The sequence below is a fragment of the Kosakonia oryzendophytica genome, from assembly GCF_027886705.1.
Classification (GTDB): Bacteria; Pseudomonadota; Gammaproteobacteria; order Enterobacterales; family Enterobacteriaceae; genus Kosakonia; species Kosakonia oryzendophytica.
The window spans coordinates 2,961,752-2,984,765 of record NZ_CP115659.1 but is presented as its reverse complement, the minus strand read 5'-3'; the positions used below and the strand labels follow the sequence as shown (position 1 = coordinate 2,984,765).

Annotated in this window: 26 protein-coding genes and 1 other annotated feature; of the genes, 14 read left to right on the top strand and 12 right to left on the bottom strand. The window is 51.8% G+C overall.

What is annotated here, in order from left to right; genetic code table 11:
- The first annotated feature begins 43 nt into the window (after positions 1-43).
- Positions 44-168, top strand: a sequence feature (Phe leader region).
- From pheM to selO, 10 genes are all read left to right on the top strand, one after another.
- Positions 49-93: a pheST operon leader peptide PheM gene (gene pheM, locus O9K67_RS14420; protein WP_001386830.1), complete on the top strand. Its 45-nt coding sequence runs from the start codon at positions 49-51 to the stop codon at positions 91-93. Its footprint overlaps the feature before it by 45 nt.
- A 40-nt stretch (positions 169-208) precedes the next feature.
- Positions 209-1,192 (top strand): phenylalanine--tRNA ligase subunit alpha, encoded by a 984-nt coding sequence (gene pheS, locus O9K67_RS14415; protein WP_061495084.1) that lies wholly within the window; start codon positions 209-211, stop codon positions 1,190-1,192.
- 14 nt (positions 1,193-1,206) lie between these two features.
- Positions 1,207-3,594, top strand: coding sequence for a phenylalanine--tRNA ligase subunit beta (gene pheT / locus O9K67_RS14410; RefSeq protein ID WP_061495086.1), 2,388 nt, complete (start codon positions 1,207-1,209; stop codon positions 3,592-3,594).
- A gap of 4 nt (positions 3,595-3,598) precedes the next feature.
- Positions 3,599-3,898: an integration host factor subunit alpha gene (ihfA, locus tag O9K67_RS14405; RefSeq protein ID WP_006820203.1), complete on the top strand. Its 300-nt coding sequence runs from the start codon at positions 3,599-3,601 to the stop codon at positions 3,896-3,898.
- Between the two features lie 100 nt (positions 3,899-3,998).
- A complete protein-coding gene (btuC, locus tag O9K67_RS14400) occupies positions 3,999-4,979 on the top strand; it encodes a vitamin B12 ABC transporter permease BtuC (protein ID WP_061495088.1) in 981 nt (326 codons plus the stop codon).
- 34 nt (positions 4,980-5,013) lie between these two features.
- Complete coding sequence (locus O9K67_RS14395) at positions 5,014-5,565, top strand: glutathione peroxidase (RefSeq protein ID WP_061495090.1); 552 nt, start codon at positions 5,014-5,016, stop codon at positions 5,563-5,565.
- Positions 5,565-6,314 (top strand): vitamin B12 ABC transporter ATP-binding protein BtuD, encoded by a 750-nt coding sequence (gene btuD / locus O9K67_RS14390; RefSeq protein WP_061495091.1) that lies wholly within the window; start codon positions 5,565-5,567, stop codon positions 6,312-6,314. The genes O9K67_RS14395 and btuD overlap by 1 nt, the downstream gene beginning before the upstream one ends.
- 77 nt (positions 6,315-6,391) lie before the next feature.
- Positions 6,392-6,856: an NlpC/P60 family protein gene (locus O9K67_RS14385; protein WP_061495093.1), complete on the top strand. Its 465-nt coding sequence runs from the start codon at positions 6,392-6,394 to the stop codon at positions 6,854-6,856.
- Positions 6,857-7,180: 324 nt separating this feature from the next.
- A complete protein-coding gene (locus tag O9K67_RS14380; RefSeq protein ID WP_061495095.1) occupies positions 7,181-7,894 on the top strand; it encodes an EAL domain-containing protein in 714 nt (237 codons plus the stop codon).
- A 61-nt stretch (positions 7,895-7,955) separates the two neighbouring features.
- Entirely contained in the window at positions 7,956-9,398 is a 1,443-nt protein-coding gene (gene selO / locus O9K67_RS14375; RefSeq protein WP_061495097.1) for a protein adenylyltransferase SelO, read from the top strand.
- A gap of 7 nt (positions 9,399-9,405) precedes the next feature.
- Here selO and hemP read toward each other — a convergent pair whose 3' ends face one another.
- From hemP to ppsR, 3 genes are all read right to left on the bottom strand, one after another.
- Entirely contained in the window at positions 9,406-9,573 is a 168-nt protein-coding gene (gene hemP / locus O9K67_RS14370; RefSeq protein WP_408612874.1) for a hemin uptake protein HemP, read from the bottom strand.
- A 173-nt stretch (positions 9,574-9,746) separates the two neighbouring features.
- A complete protein-coding gene (gene aroH, locus O9K67_RS14365; RefSeq protein WP_061495101.1) occupies positions 9,747-10,793 on the bottom strand; it encodes a 3-deoxy-7-phosphoheptulonate synthase AroH in 1,047 nt (348 codons plus the stop codon).
- 154 nt (positions 10,794-10,947) lie between these two features.
- On the bottom strand, positions 10,948-11,781 hold the full coding sequence (gene ppsR, locus O9K67_RS14360) for a posphoenolpyruvate synthetase regulatory kinase/phosphorylase PpsR (protein WP_061495103.1): 834 nt from the start codon (positions 11,779-11,781) through the stop codon (positions 10,948-10,950).
- A gap of 330 nt (positions 11,782-12,111) precedes the next feature.
- Between ppsR and ppsA the strand changes: the two genes are divergently transcribed.
- Positions 12,112-14,490: a phosphoenolpyruvate synthase gene (gene ppsA / locus O9K67_RS14355; RefSeq protein ID WP_061495105.1), complete on the top strand. Its 2,379-nt coding sequence runs from the start codon at positions 12,112-12,114 to the stop codon at positions 14,488-14,490.
- A gap of 157 nt (positions 14,491-14,647) precedes the next feature.
- Here ppsA and O9K67_RS14350 read toward each other — a convergent pair whose 3' ends face one another.
- From O9K67_RS14350 to O9K67_RS14320, 7 genes are all read right to left on the bottom strand, one after another.
- Entirely contained in the window at positions 14,648-14,902 is a 255-nt protein-coding gene (locus O9K67_RS14350; RefSeq protein WP_061495107.1) for a pyocin activator PrtN family protein, read from the bottom strand.
- 84 nt (positions 14,903-14,986) lie between these two features.
- Complete coding sequence (locus tag O9K67_RS14345; RefSeq protein ID WP_061495109.1) at positions 14,987-15,250, bottom strand: DUF4060 family protein; 264 nt, start codon at positions 15,248-15,250, stop codon at positions 14,987-14,989.
- The gene (locus tag O9K67_RS14340; protein WP_061495111.1) at positions 15,237-15,419 is read right to left on the bottom strand and encodes a hypothetical protein; all 183 of its coding nucleotides are present in this window, start codon (positions 15,417-15,419) and stop codon (positions 15,237-15,239) included. The genes O9K67_RS14345 and O9K67_RS14340 overlap by 14 nt, the downstream gene beginning before the upstream one ends.
- Before the next feature lie 40 nt (positions 15,420-15,459).
- Positions 15,460-16,539, bottom strand: a complete 1,080-nt coding sequence (locus O9K67_RS14335; RefSeq protein ID WP_061495112.1) for a RecT family recombinase — start codon at positions 16,537-16,539, stop codon at positions 15,460-15,462.
- Positions 16,540-16,549: 10 nt separating this feature from the next.
- Positions 16,550-19,447: a RecE family exodeoxyribonuclease gene (locus O9K67_RS14330; protein WP_061495114.1), complete on the bottom strand. Its 2,898-nt coding sequence runs from the start codon at positions 19,445-19,447 to the stop codon at positions 16,550-16,552.
- 132 nt (positions 19,448-19,579) lie between these two features.
- Positions 19,580-19,867, bottom strand: a complete 288-nt coding sequence (locus tag O9K67_RS14325) for a hypothetical protein (protein ID WP_061495117.1) — start codon at positions 19,865-19,867, stop codon at positions 19,580-19,582.
- Positions 19,868-19,895: 28 nt separating this feature from the next.
- On the bottom strand, positions 19,896-20,072 hold the full coding sequence (locus tag O9K67_RS14320; protein WP_061499987.1) for a YdaE family protein: 177 nt from the start codon (positions 20,070-20,072) through the stop codon (positions 19,896-19,898).
- Positions 20,073-20,578: 506 nt separating this feature from the next.
- Here O9K67_RS14320 and O9K67_RS14310 point away from each other — a divergent pair.
- Positions 20,579-20,788 (top strand): DUF2767 family protein, encoded by a 210-nt coding sequence (locus O9K67_RS14310; protein ID WP_061499990.1) that lies wholly within the window; start codon positions 20,579-20,581, stop codon positions 20,786-20,788.
- Between the two features lie 107 nt (positions 20,789-20,895).
- Here the strand turns inward: O9K67_RS14310 and O9K67_RS14305 are convergent, their stop codons facing one another.
- Together O9K67_RS14305 and O9K67_RS14300 are read right to left on the bottom strand one after the other, a co-directional pair.
- The gene (locus tag O9K67_RS14305; protein ID WP_061495119.1) at positions 20,896-21,372 is read right to left on the bottom strand and encodes a GNAT family N-acetyltransferase; all 477 of its coding nucleotides are present in this window, start codon (positions 21,370-21,372) and stop codon (positions 20,896-20,898) included.
- Between the two features lie 200 nt (positions 21,373-21,572).
- Complete coding sequence (locus O9K67_RS14300) at positions 21,573-22,253, bottom strand: LexA family transcriptional regulator (protein ID WP_061495121.1); 681 nt, start codon at positions 22,251-22,253, stop codon at positions 21,573-21,575.
- Positions 22,254-22,381: 128 nt separating this feature from the next.
- Between O9K67_RS14300 and O9K67_RS14295 the strand changes: the two genes are divergently transcribed.
- Positions 22,382-22,612 carry a transcriptional regulator gene (locus O9K67_RS14295; protein WP_061495124.1) on the top strand — a complete coding sequence of 77 codons (231 nt, stop codon included), beginning with the start codon at positions 22,382-22,384 and terminating at the stop codon, positions 22,610-22,612.
- Positions 22,613-22,644: 32 nt separating this feature from the next.
- Entirely contained in the window at positions 22,645-22,965 is a 321-nt protein-coding gene (locus O9K67_RS14290) for a CII family transcriptional regulator (RefSeq protein ID WP_061495126.1), read from the top strand.
- Positions 22,966-23,014: the final 49 nt, after the last annotated feature.

Here is a 23,014-nt window from a genome sequence, read left to right as displayed (position 1 = left end):
TTTCAATAAGTCATCACAGCTCACTTACCCGGTTAAGGTAACGCAAGCATGAATGCTGCTATTTTCCGCTTCTTTTTTTACTTTAGCACCTGACTCCAGGAGGCTAGCGCGTGAAAGAAGAAACGGAAAACAGCGCCAGAAAGCCTCCCTTGTGGAGGCTTTTTTTGTATCTGCCGCGTGTAAATATCGTCATATAACGAGGAAAACCATGTCACATCTCGCAGAGCTGGTTGCCGGTGCAAAGGCAGCCATTAACGATGCCCAGGATGTCGCCGCGCTGGACAACGTTCGCGTCGAATATCTGGGTAAGAAAGGGCACCTGACCCTTCAAATGACCACCCTGCGTGAGCTGCCGCCGGAAGAGCGCCCGGCTGCCGGGGCCGTGATCAATGAAGCGAAGGAGCAGGTTCAGCAGGCGCTGAATGCCCGTAAAACCGATCTTGAAAACGCAGCGCTGAACGCGCGTCTGGCGGCTGAAACCATCGATGTTTCTCTGCCAGGTCGCCGTATCGAAAATGGGGGGCTGCATCCGGTTACCCGTACTATTGACCGCATTGAAAGTTTCTTCGGTGAGCTCGGCTTTACCGTCGCGACAGGTCCGGAAATCGAAGACGATTACCACAACTTCGACGCCCTGAACATTCCGGGCCATCACCCGGCGCGTGCTGACCACGACACTTTCTGGTTCGATGCGACCCGCCTGCTGCGCACCCAGACTTCTGGCGTGCAGATCCGTACCATGGAAAACCAGCAGCCGCCGATCCGCATTATCGCGCCAGGCCGCGTCTATCGTAACGATTACGATCAGACGCATACGCCGATGTTCCATCAGATGGAAGGGCTGATTGTTGACAAAAACATCAGCTTCACCAACCTGAAAGGTACGTTGCACGACTTCCTGCGTAACTTCTTTGAGGAGGATCTGCAGATCCGTTTCCGTCCGTCTTATTTCCCGTTCACTGAACCTTCTGCGGAAGTGGATGTGATGGGTAAAAACGGCAAATGGCTGGAAGTTCTGGGCTGCGGTATGGTACACCCGAACGTGCTGCGCAATGTTGGCATTGACCCGGAAGTTTACTCCGGTTTTGCATTTGGTATGGGGATGGAGCGTCTTACCATGCTGCGCTATGGCGTGACAGATTTGCGCGCATTCTTCGAAAACGATTTGCGTTTCCTCAAACAGTTTAAATAAAGGCAGGCAAAACAATGAAATTCAGTGAACTGTGGTTACGCGAATGGGTCAATCCGTCCATTGATAGCGAAGCGTTGTCGGGCCAAATCACGATGGCAGGCCTCGAAGTGGACGGCGTTGAGCCGGTAGCCGGGGCGTTTCACGGCGTGGTCGTGGGCGAAGTGATGGCGTGCGCTCAGCATCCAAATGCTGACAAATTGCGCGTAACAAAAGTCAATGTTGGCGGCGATCGTCTGCTGGACATCGTCTGTGGCGCACCAAACTGCCGTCTGGGACTGAAAGTGGCCGTTGCAACCGTCGGCGCGGTGTTACCGGGTGATTTCAAAATCAAAGCGGCAAAACTGCGTGGCGAGCCGTCTGAAGGTATGCTGTGCTCCTTCTCTGAGCTGGGTATTTCTGACGATCACAGCGGCATTATCGAACTGCCGGCGGATGCGCCGATTGGCACCGATATTCGTGAGTACCTGAAACTTGATGATAACACCATCGAAATCAGCGTTACTCCGAACCGTGCTGACTGCCTCGGTATTATTGGTGTGGCACGCGATGTGGCGGTACTGAATAAGTCACCGCTGGTAGCACCAGAAATGACGCCGGTTGCTGCAACGATCAACGACACGTTGCCGATTACAGTAGAGGCCGTTGAAGCCTGTCCACGCTACCTTGGTCGTGTGGTGAAGGGCATTAACGTAAAAGCGCCAACGCCGCTGTGGATGAAAGAGAAACTGCGTCGCTGCGGTATTCGTTCTATCGATGCGGTGGTGGATGTCACCAACTACGTTCTGCTTGAGCTGGGTCAGCCGATGCACGCCTTTGACCGCGATCGTCTGGATGGCGGTATCGTCGTCCGTATGGCGAAAGAGGGTGAAACTCTCGTATTGCTCGATGGCAGTGAAGCGAAGCTGAACGCAGATACGCTGGTGATTGCAGATCATAACAAAGCGCTGGCGATGGGCGGTATTTTCGGCGGTGAACACTCCGGTGTGAACGCTGAAACGCAGAACGTGTTGCTGGAGTGCGCCTTCTTCAATCCGCTCTCTATTACCGGTCGCGCGCGTCGTCATGGTTTGCATACGGATGCGTCCCATCGCTATGAGCGTGGCGTTGACCCGCAACTGCAGTACAAAGCCATGGAACGGGCTACCCGCCTGTTGCTGGACATTTGTGGCGGTGAGGCAGGCCCGGTAATTGACGTGACAAACGAGGCGACGCTGCCGAAACGAGCGACTATCCGCTTGCGTCGCAGCAAACTGGATCGCCTGATTGGCCATCACATTGCCGATGAGCAAGTAAGCGACATTCTGAACCGCCTGGGCTGTGAAGTGACCGAAGGTCAGGATGAGTGGCTGGCCGTCGCGCCGAGCTGGCGTTTCGATATGGAAATCGAAGAAGATCTGGTGGAAGAAGTGGCGCGTGTATACGGCTACAACAATATTCCGGATGAGCCAGTGCAGGCTGGTCTGATCATGGGTTCGCACCGCGAAGCGAACCTGTCGCTTAAGCGCGTGAAAACGCTGCTGAACGATAAAGGCTACCAGGAAGTGATCACCTACAGTTTCGTCGATCCGAAACTGCAACAGTTGATCCACCCGGGGGAAGAAGCCCTGATCCTGCCAAGCCCGATCTCCAGTGAAATGTCGGCAATGCGCTTATCACTGTGGACCGGTCTGCTTGGCACCATTGTTTATAACCAGAACCGTCAGCAGAGCCGCGTTCGCATTTTCGAAACTGGTTTGCGTTTTGTTCCGGATACTCAGGCAAACCTGGGCATCCGCCAGGATGTGATGCTGGCGGGTGCAATTTGCGGTAACCGCTATGAAGAGCACTGGGATCTGGCGAAAGGCAGCGTCGATTTCTTCGATCTGAAAGGCGACCTGGAGTCGGTCCTGGAGTTGACGGGCAAATTATCGGCGATCGAGTTCCGCGCAGAGGCGAATCCGGCATTGCATCCGGGGCAGTCCGCCGCGATTTATCTGAAAGATAAACGTATAGGTTTCATTGGGGTAGTCCATCCGGAGCTGGAGCGTAAACTCGATCTCAATGGTCGTACGCTGGTGTTTGAACTGGAGTGGAATGCGCTTGCAGACCGCGTGGTTCCTCAGGCTCAGGAGATTTCTCGCTTCCCTGCAAACCGTCGTGATATCGCTGTTGTCGTCGCTGAAAATGTGGCTGCAGCAGATGTTTTGGGTGAATGTAAGAAAGTTGGCGTAAATCAGGTAGTTGGCGTAAACTTATTTGACGTGTACCGCGGTAAGGGTGTAGAGGAAGGGTATAAGAGCCTTGCCATTAGCCTGATCCTTCAGGATACCAGCCGTACACTCGAAGAAGAGGAGATTGCCGCTACCGTTGCCAGATGTGTAGAGGCATTAAAAGAGCGATTCCAGGCATCATTGAGGGATTGAACCTATGGCGCTTACAAAAGCTGAAATGTCAGAATATCTGTTTGATAAGCTAGGGCTTAGCAAGCGGGACGCAAAAGAGCTGGTAGAGCTGTTTTTCGAAGAGATCCGTCGTGCTCTGGAAAACGGTGAGCAGGTAAAACTCTCCGGCTTTGGCAACTTCGATTTGCGCGACAAAAATCAACGTCCGGGACGTAACCCGAAAACGGGCGAAGATATTCCCATTACAGCCCGGCGCGTGGTGACCTTCAGACCCGGTCAGAAGTTAAAAAGCCGTGTCGAAAACGCTTCGCCCAAAGCTGAGTGATATGAACTAACTAAAAAGGCCGCCATGCGGCCTTTTTTCTTTTCAGCGCGCCGCATCAACCTTAAAATCAGTCACCTGACTGACGGGCATCACGGAAAACATGCTGGCATACGCTCATCTCCAACAGCAACGCAATCGCCGCTGGCTATGCGGTTTATCGCTGCTTTTACTGTTCGCGCTCGTTTTCAGCCTGTGCGCGGGTGAACAATGGATTGCTCCCAATGCCTGGTTTACCCCCGGCGGGCAACTCTTCGTCTGGCAAATTCGTCTGCCGCGCACATTGGCGGTACTGTTGGTCGGCGCAGCGCTGGCGCTCTCCGGTGCCGTTATGCAGGCTTTATTTGAAAACCCGCTGGCTGAACCGGGTCTGCTGGGCGTCTCCAGTGGCGCCGGTGTTGGCCTGATTGCCGCTGTTCTGCTCGGTGGCGGCATGCTACCCACTTGGGCGCTAGGTGTCTGTGCTATCGCCGGTGCGCTTATCGTGACGCTGATTCTGCTGCGTTTTGCTCGCAGACATCTTTCTACCAGTCGGCTGTTACTGGCTGGTGTTGCGCTCGGCATTATTTGCACAGCATTAACCACCTGGGCGGTCTATTTTTCAACCTCGTTCGATTTACGCCAATTGATGTACTGGATGATGGGCGGTTTTGGTGGTGTTGACTGGCAACAGAGCTGGTTGATGCTTGCGCTGCTGCCCGTTATGGGGTGGATCTGTTTGCAGTCGGCACCACTTAATGTGCTGGCGCTGGGGGACGTGTCAGCGCGACAGCTGGGATTGCCATTATGGTTATGGCGTAATGTATTGGTGGTCGCTACGGGCTGGATGGTGGGTGTCAGCGTCGCGCTTGCCGGGGCAATAGGTTTTATCGGTCTGGTGATCCCGCATATCCTACGATTATGCGGTCTGACCGATCACCGGGTGCTATTGCCCGCCTGTGCGTTAACTGGCGCATCGGCGTTGCTCTTTGCCGATGTTGTCGCCCGTCTTGCATTAAGCGCCGCTGAGTTACCAATAGGTGTCGTAACCGCCACGCTGGGCGCACCGGTGTTTATCTGGCTATTATTAAAAGTTGGGCGCTAAGTCTGACAACCACAACATCAACAAAGGGGATGCTATGCAACAGGATATTCTGAAAACTGACGTCACGACCATTGAGGGTGAAAACACCACGCTCGAAAACTACCGCGGTAATGTGCTGCTGGTGGTTAACGTTGCCTCGAAATGTGGGCTGACGCCGCAGTATGAGCAACTGGAAAACCTCCAGAAGACGTTAGGCGACGAAGGGTTCAGCGTGCTCGGCTTCCCTTGTAACCAGTTCCTCGGCCAGGAGCCTGGCTCCGAAGAAGAGATCAAAACGTTTTGCAGCACCACGTATGGCGTGACCTTTCCGATGTTCAGCAAAATAGAGGTCAACGGAGAATCTCGTCATCCGCTCTATAAAAAATTGATTGCTGCAGCGCCCGTGGCTGTTGCGCCTGAAGGCAGTGGGTTCTATGAGCGTATGGAGAGTAAAGGGCGTGCGCCGAAGGAGCCGGGTGACATTTTGTGGAACTTCGAAAAATTCCTTATCGGTCGCGATGGTCATCTGATCCAACGTTTCTCGCCGGATATGACACCGGAAGATCCGCTCTTGCTGGCAGCCATTAAAGACGCACTGGCGAAATAATACCGATGCTGTTGCAATTGCTGGATGTGGGGGCTGCGGGTCGACTGGGTCCGATAACGTCAACCATTGGTCGTGGAGAGATCCTGCACATGGTGGGGCCTAACGGTGCGGGGAAAAGCACCTTATTGACCCGCCTTGCAGGATTGTCTGGCGGGCAGGGATGTGTGCTATTCGATGGACAGCCTCTGGAGCGCTGGCCTGCGACGCAACTGGCGCGCCATCGTGCTTACCTTGCCCAGCAACAAACGCCGCCTTTCGCCATGCCAGTCTGGCATTACCTGTCGTTGCATCAGCCCGATGGCGCGCAAAGCGCCTTATTGCTGGAGATCGCCGGGAAACTGGGGCTGAACGATAAACTGGATCGGGCAGTGAACCAGCTTTCCGGCGGGGAATGGCAGCGCGTGCGTCTTGCCGCGGTGATATTACAGATCCACCCGCGCGGTAATCCGTCCGGGCAGCTTCTGTTGCTGGATGAGCCAATGAATGGTCTCGACATTGCACAGCAAGCCGCGTTGGATAAGCTGCTCTGCGAACTGGTGGCGTCAGGCATTACGCTGGTGATGAGTAGCCATGACCTGAACCACACGTTACGGCATACCCATCAGGCATGGTTATTGAATGGTGGCAAGCTGATTGCCAATGGTGCAGGGCAGGACGTATTGGTGCCATCAATGCTTGAGGTGGCTTACGGCGTACCCTTCCGGCGGCTGGAAATCGAAGGCCATTCGATGCTGATCCCCGTGACGTGACAAAAACGTGACTTGCCACATATCGTACTCCCACGGTAGATTATTCCGAGAAAAGAAAGAACGAGGCTTGGTCCAGAATGCGTATCTGGTTTCTTGTGGCCGCAGCGCTATTCCTTGCAGGATGTAGTTCGCATCGCGCACCGCCACCTAACCCGAGATTGTCCGACTCGATTACCGTTATTGCTAATCTGAATGATCAGCTTAGTGAATGGAACGGTACGCCGTATCGCTACGGGGGAACCAGTCGTTCGGGCATTGATTGCTCTGGCTTCGTGATGATGACATTCCGCGATAAGTTTGCCCTCCAACTCCCGCGGGAAACGCGTCAGCAGGCGGAAATTGGCACAAGGATCGATAAAGACGATTTGCTGCCCGGTGATCTGGTGTTCTTTAAAACCGGCTCTGGCGAAAATGGGCTGCATGTTGGCATTTATGATACTGACCACGCGTTTATTCATGCATCGACCAGTCGTGGGGTGATGCGTTCCTCTCTTGATAACGTTTACTGGCGTAAGAATTTCTGGCAGGCACGGCGGATTTGAGTCATATCGTGCTCGTCGTGCGTCGGGGAAAGCGAGAGGAGGAGCGAGAGTAGTCGCTTCTCTTTTGTTTTGAGCATTCACGTTTATTAAACCAGGATGTTTCTGCTAATTAATATTTATAATATTAATTAATTTTATCGTACACTGGGCTCTGGAATCGTGGCTTATTAGTTTTCTAAGCTGCTAAAACTTAATAAGGATTAAGGAGAATCTGAATATTAAATGGAAAAAAATGAAGTTAATCTCATTAAAATCAACAAATTTGAATTATGTTTACCTGGGTTTAAGAATGCCGGACTTCACCCTTAATGCGGGACTGGCACAATGATTGTATCGCTGGATGACACATATCGCTCCGAGCTTTTATTACTGCCTGCGAAAAATGGTAACGGAATGCTTCAGGGGCTGGAGATTATTGTAAACTTTGTGGGTAGCGACAGTACTGTTCGTGCGCCCACAGAGCTGGTCTTGCCACGCCTGACGCCAGACGAGACGCTGGCGCTGTTTGCTGAGCAGCTTGCGTTGCTTGAAACCTGCCAACTCTTTTTTATACAACATCAGTTAATTGCCTGGATAAATATTTCCCCGCTTATTGTTGATGCTTTGTTATCGAATGAACAACTTGCTGCTCGCGTGGATAAATTCCCCTTCCTGGAATTTACCATCAATGAGAACTATCCCGGTCTGAATATGGGTAAAGAAAATCAGATATTGTCTCTATTGGCGAAACGATATCCGTTAGTGCTGGCAAATTTTGGTTCTGGTGCTGCGTCGACCAAAGCCATTTTCGATGGCCTGTTTAAAGGTGTGGCGTTAGATAAAAACTTCGTTCATCAACGATTATCTTCCCATTCATTTGAGCCATTTATGCGGGCGATCGTTTCGCAAATTGAACCATACTGTCGTTCGATCATGATTACCGGTATCGATAATGAGCTTGCGTTAAAAAAGGCCATTCCATTCCAGTTCAGCGCCATGCAAGGCGCACTGTGGCCAGCGGTGACTGTATCGATGATCACCTCGCTGATACATCCATAGCCCTGCTTTTCCCCCGTGTTTAATCGTCGCTGAAGGCACTACACTAAAAGCAGGAGGAACCATGACCCTGTCTTTTACTACCCACTGGCGCGACGAGTTGCCAGAATTTTATAGCGCGTTGTCACCGACACCGCTTGATAATGCGCGGCTGATCTGGCGTAACGCACCGCTGGCGCGTGAGCTGGGCGTACCGGATGCCCTTTTCCAACCCACTTCCGGGGCGGGCGTCTGGGGCGGCGAAACACTGCTTCCGGGCATGTCGCCAGTGGCACAAGTCTATAGTGGACATCAATTCGGCGTCTGGGCCGGTCAACTGGGCGACGGGCGCGGTATCCTGCTTGGAGAACAGCAATTGCAGGATGGCTCTACCCGAGACTGGCATCTGAAAGGGGCTGGGCTGACGCCTTATTCGCGCATGGGAGATGGCCGTGCGGTGCTGCGTTCGACAATTCGCGAGAGCCTGGCATCGGAAGCGATGCATTACCTCGGTATTCCCACTACGCGCGCGCTCAGTATCGTGACCAGTGAGACGCCGGTGATGCGTGAGCGACGGGAATCGGGCGCAATGCTGATGCGTATTGCCGAAAGTCACGTGCGTTTCGGGCATTTCGAGCACTTCTACTATCGCCGCGAGCCACAAAAAGTGCAGCAATTGGCAGATTTTGTGATCCGCCATCACTGGCCAGCGTTACACGATGAAGGCGATAAATATGTGGTCTGGTTCCGTGACGTCGTACGGCGCACAGCGGCACTGATCGCCCGCTGGCAGGCGGTGGGGTTTGCTCATGGCGTCATGAATACAGATAACATGTCGATCCTCGGACTGACAATTGACTATGGCCCGTTTGGTTTTCTGGATGATTATGAACCGGGTTTCATTTGCAATCATTCGGACTATCAGGGGCGTTACAGTTTCGATAACCAGCCCGCCGTTGCCTTGTGGAATCTTCAGCGTTTGGCGCAGTCGCTGTCGCCGTTTATCGCTGTCGAAGCGTTAAACGCAGCGCTGGATGAGTATCAGCATGTGCTGTTGACAGAGTATGGCGTGTTAATGCGCCGCAAGCTGGGGTTCGTGAGTCAGCAGCAAGGTGATAACCAGTTGCTGGATGGGTTGTTCTCATTAATGGCGCGGGAAGGAAGCGATTATACCCGTACTTTCCGCATGCTGAGTCTGACGGAACAGCACAGCGCCAGTTCACCGCTGCGTGATGAATTTATCGATCGCGCAGCGTTTGATCGCTGGTTCACGGATTACCGTGCGCGTCTCCAGGCGGAAAACATTGATGATGCACAGCGGCAACAACGGATGAAAAGCGCCAATCCGGCAATCGTTTTGCGAAACTGGCTGGCACAGCGTGCCATAGAAGCCGCGGAGCAGGGCAATAATGCAGAGCTGAAACAACTTCATGACGCGCTTCGTCAGCCCTTTATCGATCGCCATGATGACTATGTCCATCGTCCGCCGGACTGGGGTAAACGTCTTGAAGTGAGCTGTTCAAGCTAACGGGCTGTTATTTGGTGAGGATGAGCTTTCCTGCGTGGGTCTGGCGTAGCAGATAGTGCTGGCCTTTGTGCTCAATCACCACACGTCCTTCGTCGCCCAGCAGTATCTGACTGCTGATGCGGCGATCGGTGGGAATGATATGCGTGGCGTTTTCCTGGGATCTGACCGGGGGCATCGTCGTGCTATCCATATGCGACATCTCAGCTCAAAGCAAAATCTGTATTAACAATGAGAATCATTATCAATATTCTGGCGTGAGAGGCAAGGGGCACGTCGCTGTTTTGCGGCTGATCCCCCAGGAAGACGTAGGGAGAAAAGGGGATTCCCGCCGCGAACGGCGGGAGAGGATCAAAAGCGTGTTGCTACTGCGTCAGCTAATCTGACGAGCAGGTCTTCGCTGTCTTCCCAACTCAGGCAAGGATCGGTAATGGATTGCCCATACACCATCGGTTGACCACTCACGATTTTTTGCGTCCCTTCTTGCAGGAAACTTTCCACCATCACACCGGCAATCGCGGTTGAGCCGTTACGGATCTGCGTGCAAATATCATCGCAGACATCCAGTTGCAGACGGTGTTGTTTCTGGCAGTTGCCATGACTGAAGTCCACCACCAGATGTTCCGGCAGATCAAATTCACGCAATGTCGTGCAGGCATTCGCAATGTCTTCGGCATGGTAGTTGGGTTTTTTCCCCCCACGCATAATGATATGGCCGTACGGGTTACCACTGGTCTGGTAGATGGTCATCTGCCCGCTTTTATCGGGGGAGAGAAACATATGGCTGGCACGCGAGGCGCGAATGGCATCTACTGCGATACGGGTATTGCCGTCGGTGCCATTTTTGAAGCCTACCGGGCAAGAGAGCGCGGAGGCCATTTCCCGGTGGATCTGACTTTCCGTGGTCCGTGCGCCAATCGCTCCCCAACTGATTAAGTCGGCGATAAATTGACCTGTCACCATATCAAGGAACTCCGTCGCCGTGGGGACGCCAAGTTCGTTTACCTGCAACAGTAATTTACGTGCCAGTTCGATACCGTGGTTGACCCGGTAACTGCCGTTAAGGTCTGGATCGGAAATCAGCCCTTTCCAGCCCACAACGGTGCGGGGTTTTTCAAAATAGGTGCGCATCACGATTTCCAGATGCGCAGTGTGTTTTTCCCGTAATGTCTTAAGGCGGCGGGCATAATCCATTGCCGCATCAAGGTCGTGGATGGAGCAAGGGCCAATAATGACCAGCAGGCGACGATCTTCGCCATTGAGGATTTTTTCGATCCGGCGACGGGAATGCGTTACGTGCTCCGCGACTTCTGCGCTAACAGGGTGCAACTGCGCCAGTTCAGATGGCGTCACCAACCTGTCGATGCGCGCAGTGCGAAGTTCATCGGTTTTATTCATCAGAAATCTCAAAAAAGGTGTGCTTCATGGGCAGAAATGCCGGAAGTAATGCGCATCACCTTAAACCAATCCCGGCTTATTACAAGTCTGACTGTGACGCGCATCACATCATTGCCGCATATGATAGCGCACATTGAACTCTCGTACTAGTCTGTTAGTACATGCGGCGATTCAGCCCCATAATGTCGAGCATTTTTGTCGCGATCTCTTCCACCGAGTAATTGGTACTGTTGAGACAAGGAATATTGTTCTTGCGGTAAAGTGCTTCAACTTCCTGCACTTCCATCCGACACTGGCGTAACGACGCGTACCGACTGTTTTCCCTGCGTTCTTCGCGAATCGCGGCAAGACGCTCTGGATTAATGGTCAGACCAAATAATTTATGTTGCAATGGCTTCAGGGCTGCGGGAAGAATGAGGTTATCCATATCGTCGGCGATAAAAGGATAATTTGCTGCGCGAATACCAAATTGCATTGCCAGATAGAGACTGGTGGGTGTTTTACCGCAACGGGAAACACCCAGTAAAATCACCTGCGCCTGATCGAGATTACGCAGTGAAATACCATCATCGTGCGCGAGAGTGTAATCAATCGCTGCAATTCGGGCGTCATATTTGGTTAAATTACCTGGATTGAGCCCATGTGTACGATGCGCAATCGGTGTGGGATCGAGTTTTAATTCCTGCTGCAATGGGGCAACCAGCGCCTGCACGATGTCCTGACAAAATCCTTCGCTTTGCAAAATAATAGAGCGAATTTCCGGAAGGACGATGGAATAGAAAACCAGCGGCCGGTTGCCGGTCTGTTGATAGATAGCATCTATTTGTTCCTTGACGGCTCTGGCACGGCTTTCGTTTTCCACGAATGGAAGCGTTATACTACTTACAGTAACAGGGAACTGCGACATGACCGCGTGGCCTAATACTTCGGCGGTGATAGCGGTTCCATCAGAAATATAAAACACGTGGCGATCTACAGAACTCTCCATTTAATCCATCCTGAATATCATACGTAATTCTCTGAAAGCATAAATTAAAACACCGATATTGCGTATCTCCTTTTTCTCATTTTTAAAAATGAAATGGTGTTTTTGTTTTTAATGAAAAGCTGAGTTCAATTTTTTATTGTTGCATGAAAAATAAGGTTTTACTTAAGAATGACTATTACCGAGGACCGCAGATTGATGGGAATCTGTCCGAAAAACCAGAAATCGTAATTGCTTACACGATTCACCGTTTTTTCAACGGAATTAATTATGCCAGGATTAATGGGTAGTCTGGTGTTTTACCCATTCATATATCACAAAAGGATTGTTTCGATGTCCAACAATGACTCGTCTCCGCTGGTGCTTTGGTATGACCAACTCGGCATGAATGATGTAGACAGAGTTGGAGGCAAAAATGCCTCCCTTGGTGAGATGATTACTAATCTGTCCGGTGTCGGCGTATCCGTACCGAACGGTTTTGCAACCACCGCCTATGCGTTTAATCAGTTCCTTGAGCAAAGCGGGCTGAACCAACGTATTTATGAACTACTGGATAAAACGGACATCGATGATGTTTCCGAACTGGCAAAAGCCGGCACACAGATCCGCCAGTGGGTGGTCGAGACGCCGTTTACGCCAGCGCTGGAAAAGGCCGTTCATGATGCTTACGCAAAATTATCGGAAGATGATGCACAAGCGTCCTTCGCGGTCCGATCATCGGCCACCGCCGAAGATATGCCGGATGCCTCCTTCGCCGGGCAGCAGGAAACCTTCCTCAATGTGCAAGGTTATGATGCGGTGCTGGTGGCGATTAAGCATGTGTTCGCTTCCCTGTTTAATGACCGCGCCATCTCCTACCGTGTGCACCAGGGCTATGATCACCGTGGTGTGGCGCTGTCTGCTGGCGTCCAGCGGATGGTGCGTTCCGACATCGGCTCATCCGGTGTTATGTTCTCCATTGATACCGAGTCCGGCTTCGACCAGGTGGTGTTTATCACCTCCGCGTGGGGCTTGGGTGAGATGGTGGTGCAGGGTGCGGTTAACCCCGATGAATTCTACGTGCACAAACCGACGCTGGCTGCTAACCGTCCGGCGATTGTTCGCCGCACCATGGGTTCGAAAAAAATCCGCATGATCTATGCACCGACGCAAGAACATGGCAAGCAGGTGCAAATCGAAGATGTGCCGCAGGCGGATCGTGACCGTTTCTCATTGTCCGACGAGGAAGTGCAGGCGCTGGCGAAACAGGCGGTGCAAATCGAGAAACACTATGGCCGTCCAATGGATATTGAATGGGCAAAAGATGGTCATACCGGCAAACTGTTTATTGTCCAGGCGCGTCCTGAAACGGTGCGTTCACGTGGTCAGGTGATGGAACGATATACCCTTCATGCGCAGGGAAAAATCGTTTCTGAAGGCCGTGCTATCGGGCATCGCATTGGCGCGGGCACGGTGAAAGTGATCCAGGACATTAGCGAAATGAACCTGATCCAACCGGGCGACGTGCTGGTCACCGACATGACCGACCCGGATTGGGAACCGATCATGAAAAAAGCAGCAGCGATTGTCACTAACCGCGGCGGCCGTACTTGCCACGCTGCGATCATTGCCCGTGAGCTGGGGATCCCGGCGGTAGTGGGTTGCGGTGACGCAACGGAGCGCATCAAAACCGGTGAGAAAGTCACCGTCTCCTGCGCCGAAGGGGACACCGGTTACGTGTATGCCGATCTGCTGGATTTCAGCGTGAAAAGCTCCAGCGTAGACACCATGCCGGATCTGCCGCTGAAGATCATGATGAACGTTGGCAACCCGGATCGCGCCTTTGATTTTGCCTGCCTGCCAAACGAAGGCGTTGGCCTGGCGCGTCTGGAATTCATCATCAACCGTATGATTGGTGTGCACCCGCGTGCGCTGCTGGAGTTTGATGACCAGGAGCCGAAGCTGCAAAGCGAAATCCGCGAGATGATGAAAGGATTTGATTCGCCGGTCGAGTTCTACGTCGGTCGCCTGACGGAAGGCATTTCCACGCTCGGCGCGGCTTTCTGGCCAAAACGCGTGATTGTGCGTTTGTCCGATTTCAAATCGAACGAATATGCAAACCTTGTCGGCGGCGAACGCTACGAACCGGAAGAAGAGAACCCGATGCTTGGCTTCCGTGGGGCGGGCCGTTATGTTGCTGACAGCTTCCGCGACTGCTTCGCGCTGGAGTGTGAAGCGGTGAAACGCGTGCGTAACGATATGGGGCTGACCAACGTTGAAATTATGATCCCGTTCGTGCGCACCGTTGAACAAGCGAAAGCCGTCGTGGACGAGTTGGCGCGTCAGGGGCTGAAACGCGGCGAGAATGGACTCAAAATTATTATGATGTGTGAGATCCCCTCGAATGCGTTACTGGCGGAACAGTTCCTCGAATATTTCGATGGCTTCTCTATTGGTTCCAACGACATGACGCAACTGACCCTTGGTCTCGATCGTGATTCCGGTGTGGTATCTGAACTGTTTGACGAGCGTAATGATGCGGTGAAGGCGCTGCTTTCAATGGCTATTCGCGCGGCGAAGAAACAGGGCAAATATGTGGGCATCTGCGGGCAGGGGCCGTCCGACCATGAAGATTTTGCCGCATGGTTGATGGATGAAGGCATCGACAGCCTTTCCCTGAATCCGGATACCGTCGTTCAGACCTGGTTGAGCCTAGCTGAGCTGAAAAAATAACGGCTAAATGAAAATCCCCGGCATAACGTCGGGGTTTATTAGTTATTTATTAGATGGTTACGGCATCGTGGGGAGCTAATGGGGTGCCGGACTATGAATAAATGTGAATTAACAGTCTTAAATAATACGAAAAGCCGGGCTTAGCCCGGCTTTGTTACTAACTGTTCATCTGTCTAAAAAGCTCGGTTCCTGCCGCCCTTTGTTTCTCAATGTAATCGGCGAGATCCTGAATATGAATCATCCTGGGAGCCTTCTGGCTTTCTCCAGCCCGGAATGTTGGGATTGGCAATTGCCCCAGGGCAGCTTTTTTATCGGCGGTAGCCTGCTTCATGCCAAAGTATTTTTCGCATACATCGGCAAGAGGGATCGATGCTGTTTCATATTCAGCCATCAGTAAAAACATAGTATTCATATTCACCTCACACTAAAAACAGGCCACAGCGTTCTTCTGTGACTTCAGGGTTTGCCAATGAGCCATAGTCTTTGTATCTGATTTTCATACTTCCTCCCGATTTGTTTTCAAATCCCGGTTAATCAGAGAACGCAGGCGGCGTCTGCCGTTCAGCGCTGTCGCAACATAGCTGGATGGTCGATTTACCACCTCGACGGTCACCTTCACGCCCTCTACGAGAACTGTGTAAGTTGTCGTTTTATCGTGTCGGCCATACTCGCCAAATTTTTCAACGTGTGAAGCCAGTGCCGCGTCGCATGCCTGGCGGGCCAGCGGCGATGTCTTGCTGCTGCGGTTAATCAGTCTCATGCGCGCGCTCCGGGTCGAATTTGTCCCAGCAGTTAACTTCAATGTTTCGCTGCAAGCGGCGCGCGCTAACGTCTTCTATGCTGCGCCCGGTGAGTTCCGCAACCTTCCGGTTGTTGTGCTTCGCCAGATGCGCCAGCTCCGTGATACTCCAGTTATTTTCCTGATCCATAAATCCTCCTGGGCAGGAGGGGTTCCCCTCCCTGCGGTGGTTAGCCAACGTATTCTGGTTTCATATCGGTAAGGGTGACGCTGTATTTTTCGTACAGCTCGTCGCCAAGGTGGCGTTTTGCTGCGGCAAGCGTGCGTTCAGCGGCTTCAAACTGTTCTGCTGCGCCCGGCTCTCCTGCGTTGGGTAAGGAGTTGATCGCCGCTTCGACCTTGTTTTTGTTATTAACCAGGTGATAACGGCGGGTGGCTTTGTTTTTCAGTTCAGTGAACAGCGCCGTTCCCAGAGTCGCTTTCGCGTCGTTGATATCGTTACCTACTGCTGTTGCTGCCTCCAGAGTCTCCGCCGCATCAATACGTGCACGGAATCCGTCTGCTTTGGATTCCAGTCCACCACCGGTATCAATCACTGATCCAGGTTGCTGCTGTCCTTCGGTAATTTCCTGCACGCTGACCCGCTGCGTTGGTTCCGGGTTGATAACTCGCTCCTGTCGGTCTTCAAGCTCATCTGGCGTGTAAACACCCAGAATTACATCCGGGCAGAACAGTCGCGCCCAGCGCTTAACCGCGAGGTATGCGAGCTGCTGGCGAGGATCATCAGCCCACAGGGTGGAGTTACGAACCCGTGCCTGAGCCAGCAATAAATCAAGCTCGCGATATTGTTCCTCACCTTTAAGACGCGCACGGATGACAATACCGATCCCTTCTTCGTCCGCCATGCTCCAGCCAGGAACGCGGTATTCGCCTTTCTCACCCTTCTTGATGTTGAATTTGCCGATCACCTTTTCCCACGGGCCGTACCACTCATATTGAAAGCGGGAAGCCAGTACACCGCTGCGGGAGATCACCGCGTTAATGAGCTGGGCCTCGTAGCCCAGAACGCCATTAATCAGGTGTGTTTTCTGTGCAACGGCGAACGGATTCATTTGCCACTGAGCCGCCTGCATCGCCACAGCCATACAATCCGCCGCGTTGCCCTGAAGGTGTCGCGGCACGGTTGCTGCGCCCTGAGACATCATCTGCGCAAACGCACTAATGGCGTTCAGATACTGCGAGTCGAATAACGCGATATTTGAGTTAACAATCGCGCTCTGGTCTGCTACTGCAACGTTTGTGTTTTCCATGATCCCCCCCTTATGCATTTGCCAGTGCGCGCAGAACTTCGAGACGGCGCAGGTCATAGTCGGTAAGTTCATCTGCGTAATCGTCGGTGACCGGCGCTGGCCATTCACCAGAGTCGAAGGCATTGGCAATAGCGCGAATTGTGGTCTGGTACTCCAGTGCGCCCAGCTCGATTAAATCCGGACTGGCTTCAACGATGGCGATCCAGTGGTAGCCCTCATCCTTGTTGACGAAGATCCAGAAGAACTGGTCCAGAGCTGCTGTGTTCATGTACATCGCAGCACTGAGGTGGTAATCGCGGTCAATAATTTCCCGGTGCAGCCTTGCCCTGAGTGCGGACTGTTTGACGTTCCACATGCTGATAGTTTTCAGGTCAACGCCGATACGGATCCCACCCATATCGATTTCCAGATCCGGGCGAACGCGGATTTCAAGCCCGGTTTCATCGTCAAACCCGAAATAACTCACCTCTACGGCGCGGCTCGGATGAGTGAGGAATTTCCCGGCGGTCGGGTGTGCCAGCAGCGCAGACTGAATCGCCGTTGCTGTTGCCAATTGCTGGCGGGTGACCAGCACTTTGTTTTCCGGGTTTTCGCTCCATGCCGCCAGCAGCTCGTCGGCAAAAATGGCGTATGGATTAACCGTCTTAACCGACTGAATCAGATCCGATTTAGTACCGGATACTTTGAGCGCCACTGGTTTCTGCATTTCCTGAGCAACCAGGTCAGGATTGATAATCATCAGTTGCTCGAGCAGTGCGTCGCGGCTGCCACTGGTCTTAATCTGCGTGGGCAGGGTGGCGTTGTATTCTTTGATGCAGGCTTTCATCGCCGCGGCAGTCTGCTTTTGTCCTTCTTCAATGCGCTGATATTCCGCCGGCAAGTTCATGTAGCTTTGGCCGGTTTCGTCTGCTGATGCGCCAAGCGGCAGTTGCGCGGGCAGGGTGGCGTTGTGTGCTTCCAGCAGTGCTTTGATATCGTCGGCACTGAGCTGTGGTGGCAGCGCTGCGTTGTACTCGTCGATGAACGCGCGGATCGTTGCTGTTGTTGTAAAAGCACCTTCCGGGATCTCCGGTTCAATACTGAATTCCGCTAACAGGTTTTCAGGCTGGAGCGCCAGCGCATGTACCAGGTTACCCATATCCAGAACTTTGGATTGTTCCCGGGCAATAGTTTTGGCTACGTGGCGCGCGTTGAAGTACATCAGGCTTACCCGGGCGTCTTTCACCTGCGTGCTGCTGATGCCATTGGCAGCGTGGTAGACGGTGTTCGGTAAACCTTCGTAGCGACCCGGTTCGAAGAATGCCGGGTACTCGGGTATTTCGTCCTCTGTATCCTGCTGTGCGTCAGCCTGTACAGTGTCAGCACTTGCATGTTGAGCCATTGCCACCGCCATCACCGGGGCAGCGGATGCCATGATATCGTGAGTGGTCAGGGCAGTTGTCGGCGCACCAGTATCAACAGTGCTTTCGTTCGCTGACTGCGGATCAGTATTTTCGTCTTCGATCGTGACAATCTCTTCCATCTGCACATCGATGGTGTTCCCCGCTGTAATGACTTGATGTAATTTTTCTTCGGCAGCGCTCTGACGAGCCTGATCTACCAAAGAAAGGCCTGTTACTGACTGTTTACCCACCAGACCATCGATAGAGAATACGCCGTCACCCATATTGGCGATTTCAGGCTGTTCGGTAGCAGCGTTCTGTTTTGCTGCGAGCTGTTCGTTAATTTCGTTTTCCCAGCTCACATCTTGTGCGTGACCGGCGGCTGTCAGAGTTTTTTCTGTTGGCGCATCGTGATTGCTTTCCGTCAGATTGGCGTTGATATATGTCTGAAGGCTGACAGGGAAATGGTGCGCATTCTCTGTGGCACCGCGGATGAGAGCGAAGATAGCCGCGCGTGAATAATCGAGGATGCCGGCGGTTTTGCGCAGTGCCTCAGACCACTCTCTGAACGGGCTTTCTTTCTTGCTGACGATCTCTTTCGCGCGACGGAATACACTGCCAGGGATATCGTAGATGTTGAAATCCATTGGCAGGGTTGCCAGTGCAATTTCGATATCCAGCGTGTCAAGCGTGTGGGTCAGGTCCGGGTTGCGATCTGTCTTGTTGCCGCCGCCAGCATTTGTATTGGTGTCGGTGCGCTGGACTGACGCAATACGGTTTCCGCTCACCCACTCTTTGACCAGCAGGTCGCGATCTACGTAAGGCGTTTCGCGCCAGATTTTGATGAAGTGACAGAGGGTGCCAAGTTCTGGGGCTTTTACGTCTACTGGGAATACACGTTTTATGGCATCAGTCATTTTCCAGACGTCGTACTCTTTGACGTCTTTCAGTGATGGTTCGTTTTCTGCGGCAAGCAGCAGGTTCTGCACGTAGTTGTTATCCACATCCATTTCGAGCGTGAGGATAGTTTTCTTTTGTTCTGCATCGATGTGGTATGCATACTCTTTTTCGGTTATGAACTGCGCCAGGACACGTTGACGAAATGGCAGGGTGGCGACGGTGAGCAGCTCAGGCATATCCTGTTCACGGAATTTTTCAACAACAGCCGTTGCCGCGGCGATTTCTTCAGGTATCGCACCTGCAATTTCGCCAGCACCATCGTTTTCAGCATCTGATTTGCTGGTGCTTGTTACAACCGGCAGCCATGTACGGCCATCATCAGCAAGCGCATAGCGATCGCACCAGGTGAAATCGATAACTTCTTCTTGCGGGAGATCGTTAACGACAGGGAAGTCGGTCAGAACTGGCAACTGGTAATCGTGTCCGCGCCCGACTTCAATGCCGTTATCCTCCAGCACCACATGTGCCTGTAATTTGGCTCGGGCTTCGGTTTTGGCGGTAAACCAGAACACGCCATTCGGTTTACCGGACTTCTGACTGGCTTTGATCAAATGGAAGAATTCCATATCAGATCCTCTTTTTTGGGTGATAGAATCCCCGGCGCTGAATAAGCCGCCTGCGGTTTATTAGTGTTAAAAGTTCCGGTTTGCTTTGGTCGGTACACCGGAAGGGCTGGCCCACCTTGCGTGGGCTTTTGCTCAATGAACTTGACGCAAAACTACTTCGGTGAATTCATGCTTATAGTTGCGATAAGATCCGAACGTCGATTTGTCAGCATCTGAAATATTGACCGCCAGCAGGGAGATAGCTTTTACTGCACAATGGGCGCAGTCGAATTTACCCAGTACATAACCGCCATCGAGAATAATGGTCACCTCTTTTGAAGAGGGCGTGTGAATAATGCCGCTTACTTTATTTTCGCAATTGAAGACGGCAATGGCCGGATTGATTGCTTTCAGCTCCATTTCAACGGTAGTGACTTCCATAAATACTCCTTCGTTTTACGTTAGTTAATTAGCCTTCGTGCGCCCATTGGTCATGGGTTGCACACTGTTTAGAGCAGTATTCATTTTCTTTGCGGGCGAGCTGCGCGCCGTTCTGGAACAGAATTGTTTCTTTAACTGTGGTTTCAGCCGTGAGCGGCTTGCCGCAGTAAGCGCATTTCGCGCCGGTGGGTGTTTTTTCTTTGATCACTGGATCACCTTTCCCGTTTAACAGAACCTCTACTAGGCAGTCGCTGATGCGCGTTGCTTCACGCATGGTGCTCAGGTAGACGTGTTTGCCGCGAACGGCTGAGACATTCCAGGTGTGGCCCTTGTGCATGGCCAGCATGCCTGGTGTCACACACTGACGAATGATGTGCATCGTGCCGTAGTGTTGATTGATCATCTCATCCTCTGCCGTTGTCGCCCGGCTGGCGGAACGTTGAAAAACCTTATGCGCGTATTGCTGTGCGGTGAGTGGTCTTCGCTAGTGGCTCTGGTGCTGAACTTCTGGCTGTCCAGGAAGGCTGCAATTCACCACCGCGGAGATTACTCGTTTGGATGAATTTATAATAGCTATAGCGATTAACTTAATCAATCGCCTAAACGATATTTATTGTGATAAAGCGATTATTAACTGATTTATAAAGCGATTTATTTTTTTGAATAATGCATGGTATGCTTAAAAAAACATCAATTAGTGAGGGCTACAGCATGGCTTATGACGAGGAATCTGCACGACGTTACAGAGAAATGTGCAGGATTATCGGTGATGTAGTGATTGCTATGGTTGCTGAGGGACATGAAACAAGGAAGGATGCTATAGCTGACGTACTAAGAACGGAGATGACGAAGGGATCTAAAAAGTGGGATCCAGAACAGTTGCAGTTGATTGAGTTTGCGGTGGAGCTTCTGGAAGAGTAATGCAACAAAAAATTTGCGCGGATTTCAGGGAGATTTACAGAACGCGCGCAAATCTGAAAGTCTGTTTTGAGTGAAGAACGGACACGGTATTAATCCTATTCTTTCAATCAGGTTACGATAGCCTTACTCATGTTGACGCCCGTGACACCGAATCCACTGCTCTCGTAGATATGACGGGCTCGGACATTATCACCAGCGACACGTAGTCTGATTTCTTTAAAACCTTTCTCGCGTAGGTGTTCTTCAAAAGCACTAAGAGTTTGTTTACCAAGCCCCATACCCTGGCAGGAGTTGAAAATATGAAAATCATAGATAAAAACACTACCTGCCGTTGTATCTGGCTTATACCAGAGATAGCCGACATGCCTGTCAGTTTGATCTAATTTTTCAACAAGACACAATAATACTTGCCCATGAGTATTCACTCCCTCTGCCAGCATTTCCGATATTTCCTTAGTCGCTCTTGCAAGAGAATCAGCCGGAGAAATTCTATAGTTTGACTGTATCTCATCAGCATAATCAGAAATAAAATATTCAAGAAAAGCTGGATATTCCTTTTCAGACATCGAACGGAACAAGATCATTCCTTACTCCTTAGTGATCGTTCCCACAGCAAAATTGGATGATATTATTAGCGCTGACAACTCCTTAGCGTCAATATAATTCATTTTTGAGGTGCGCTTGCATTCCGTGATCGTACCTTGATGCCCGTTCTGTAATCTACCTGCCAGGTTAGGTTAACTCTGTGTATGACAATGCCAGATCAAGTCTGAACTAATTCATTTTATCCGTGCTTCCGATACGTTTGCGGCATGCTGCCAATCACCTTCCCGAAGATAAGAACACGGTTCATCTCGTCTTTTTCAATCGGGTCCCACGGCGAGTAAATCTTGTTGTCTGATATAACCAGCAACTTGTCTTTCATTTTCTGCAAGCGCTTTACATGCGCTGTATCGTCATACAGGAACGCATAGATGCCGTCGCCATCGAAGTTTTTGATACTGATATCGACGAACAGTAGATCACCTGGTTCTATCGTTCCGGACATGCTGTCACCGCGTACGTTGATGATGCGTATCTGTTCGGCCTTACGTCCATCAAACATTGTCCGCGCATCTTCAGGTGCGTATTCCATCGACCGCAGCACTTCAACAAACTCGCTGTTCACCACACCTGGTCCGGCGCTGACACTCAGATTCAGAACCTCCAAGCGATAAAGGCCATCACTGACTTTTGGTTGCGCAACTGGCTGCTGGCCATCGTTGCGCATAGGGCCGTTACCGGTAGAAAGCCATTCAGGGCGAACACCAAGTACAGATGCAATTTCGACAGTTTTTCTTGAACTTGAAGCGCCATTGAGCAGTTTATTAACACTTGATTGCGCCATCCCGACAGATTTAGCCAACTTCCCTTGCGTATAGCCAGCCTCTGTCATTGCACGGTCAAGGCGTTCAGAAAACCCCATAAAAACACTCCTTAATTAGTGTCCAGAAATTTTATCGCTGAAGCGATGAATAAGCAAAAATCGCCTATGCGATTGACATTCGTTAAAGCGATATTCATAATCTGCAAGAATTGATAGCCGAGGTGATTATGAAAAATTCTGCCGTAGAAAAAGCGATTGCTATCGCTGGCAGCCAGAAAGAGCTTGCCAAGCGCTGTGGTAAAGCCCAGTCAACGGTTTGTGACTGGCTGAATGGGAAAAAACAAATCTCTCCCGTCCATGTTATCGGGTTGGTTAGAGCTGTTGGCGGAGAGATTCAAGCGCATGAGTTTCGCCCCGATCTACCTGAACTGTTTCCACATCCAGACAGTGCCGCTTAATCGGCGGCCTAACACGCAACGGAGTTTCAATCATGCACAACGCAATAGCACGAAAGTTGGAACCACCAATTCTCAAGCCACTTGAAATAGAAACTATTTTGCTCAACCGGCTGGCGTCAGTGGGGCAGAAGAATTACGCCGAGCAAATCGGCATCAGCGAGTCGACGGTTAGCAAGCGCAAAGCCGACAGCCATTTCTCGGAGATGGCCAGGGAGTTATCAGCGCTCGGGCTGCAGGTGGTACCGCCAGAGGCAGTGGTGGTTTCTCGCGATTACCTGACGTCAGTAGAGACGCTGGCGGATATCGGCCTTCGCGCCGAACGCGCGCGGCCAGGTCCGCTGGGATGGGACTGATGGAGAGACTAAAAATGGTGAAGACCGGACTGCGCTAACAGTGCCGGTC

Excerpts from the sequence above, each read along its gene's own strand:
- O9K67_RS14325 (WP_061495117.1), bottom strand. The coding sequence starts at position 19,867 with ATGGAAGTCACTACCGTTGAAATGGAGCTGAAAGCAATCAATCCGGCC.
- aroH (WP_061495101.1), bottom strand. The coding sequence starts at position 10,793 with ATGAATAAAACCGATGAACTTCGCACTGCGCGCATCGACAGGTTGGTG.
- pheT (WP_061495086.1), top strand. The coding sequence starts at position 1,207 with ATGAAATTCAGTGAACTGTGGTTACGCGAATGGGTCAATCCGTCCATT.
- selO (WP_061495097.1), top strand. The coding sequence starts at position 7,956 with ATGACCCTGTCTTTTACTACCCACTGGCGCGACGAGTTGCCAGAATTT.
- ppsR (WP_061495103.1), bottom strand. The coding sequence starts at position 11,781 with ATGGAGAGTTCTGTAGATCGCCACGTGTTTTATATTTCTGATGGAACC.
- pheS (WP_061495084.1), top strand. The coding sequence starts at position 209 with ATGTCACATCTCGCAGAGCTGGTTGCCGGTGCAAAGGCAGCCATTAAC.
- O9K67_RS14385 (WP_061495093.1), top strand. The coding sequence starts at position 6,392 with ATGCGTATCTGGTTTCTTGTGGCCGCAGCGCTATTCCTTGCAGGATGT.
- O9K67_RS14310 (WP_061499990.1), top strand. The coding sequence starts at position 20,579 with ATGGCTTATGACGAGGAATCTGCACGACGTTACAGAGAAATGTGCAGG.
- ppsA (WP_061495105.1), top strand. The coding sequence starts at position 12,112 with ATGTCCAACAATGACTCGTCTCCGCTGGTGCTTTGGTATGACCAACTC.
- ihfA (WP_006820203.1), top strand. The coding sequence starts at position 3,599 with ATGGCGCTTACAAAAGCTGAAATGTCAGAATATCTGTTTGATAAGCTA.
- hemP (WP_408612874.1), bottom strand. The coding sequence starts at position 9,573 with ATGCCCCCGGTCAGATCCCAGGAAAACGCCACGCATATCATTCCCACC.
- O9K67_RS14380 (WP_061495095.1), top strand. The coding sequence starts at position 7,181 with ATGATTGTATCGCTGGATGACACATATCGCTCCGAGCTTTTATTACTG.
- O9K67_RS14350 (WP_061495107.1), bottom strand. The coding sequence starts at position 14,902 with ATGAATACTATGTTTTTACTGATGGCTGAATATGAAACAGCATCGATC.
- O9K67_RS14290 (WP_061495126.1), top strand. The coding sequence starts at position 22,645 with ATGCACAACGCAATAGCACGAAAGTTGGAACCACCAATTCTCAAGCCA.
- O9K67_RS14330 (WP_061495114.1), bottom strand. The coding sequence starts at position 19,447 with ATGGAATTCTTCCATTTGATCAAAGCCAGTCAGAAGTCCGGTAAACCG.
- O9K67_RS14335 (WP_061495112.1), bottom strand. The coding sequence starts at position 16,539 with ATGGAAAACACAAACGTTGCAGTAGCAGACCAGAGCGCGATTGTTAAC.
- O9K67_RS14300 (WP_061495121.1), bottom strand. The coding sequence starts at position 22,253 with ATGGGGTTTTCTGAACGCCTTGACCGTGCAATGACAGAGGCTGGCTAT.
- O9K67_RS14395 (WP_061495090.1), top strand. The coding sequence starts at position 5,014 with ATGCAACAGGATATTCTGAAAACTGACGTCACGACCATTGAGGGTGAA.
- O9K67_RS14305 (WP_061495119.1), bottom strand. The coding sequence starts at position 21,372 with ATGATCTTGTTCCGTTCGATGTCTGAAAAGGAATATCCAGCTTTTCTT.
- O9K67_RS14295 (WP_061495124.1), top strand. The coding sequence starts at position 22,382 with ATGAAAAATTCTGCCGTAGAAAAAGCGATTGCTATCGCTGGCAGCCAG.
- O9K67_RS14340 (WP_061495111.1), bottom strand. The coding sequence starts at position 15,419 with ATGGATCAGGAAAATAACTGGAGTATCACGGAGCTGGCGCATCTGGCG.
- btuC (WP_061495088.1), top strand. The coding sequence starts at position 3,999 with ATGCTGGCATACGCTCATCTCCAACAGCAACGCAATCGCCGCTGGCTA.
- O9K67_RS14345 (WP_061495109.1), bottom strand. The coding sequence starts at position 15,250 with ATGAGACTGATTAACCGCAGCAGCAAGACATCGCCGCTGGCCCGCCAG.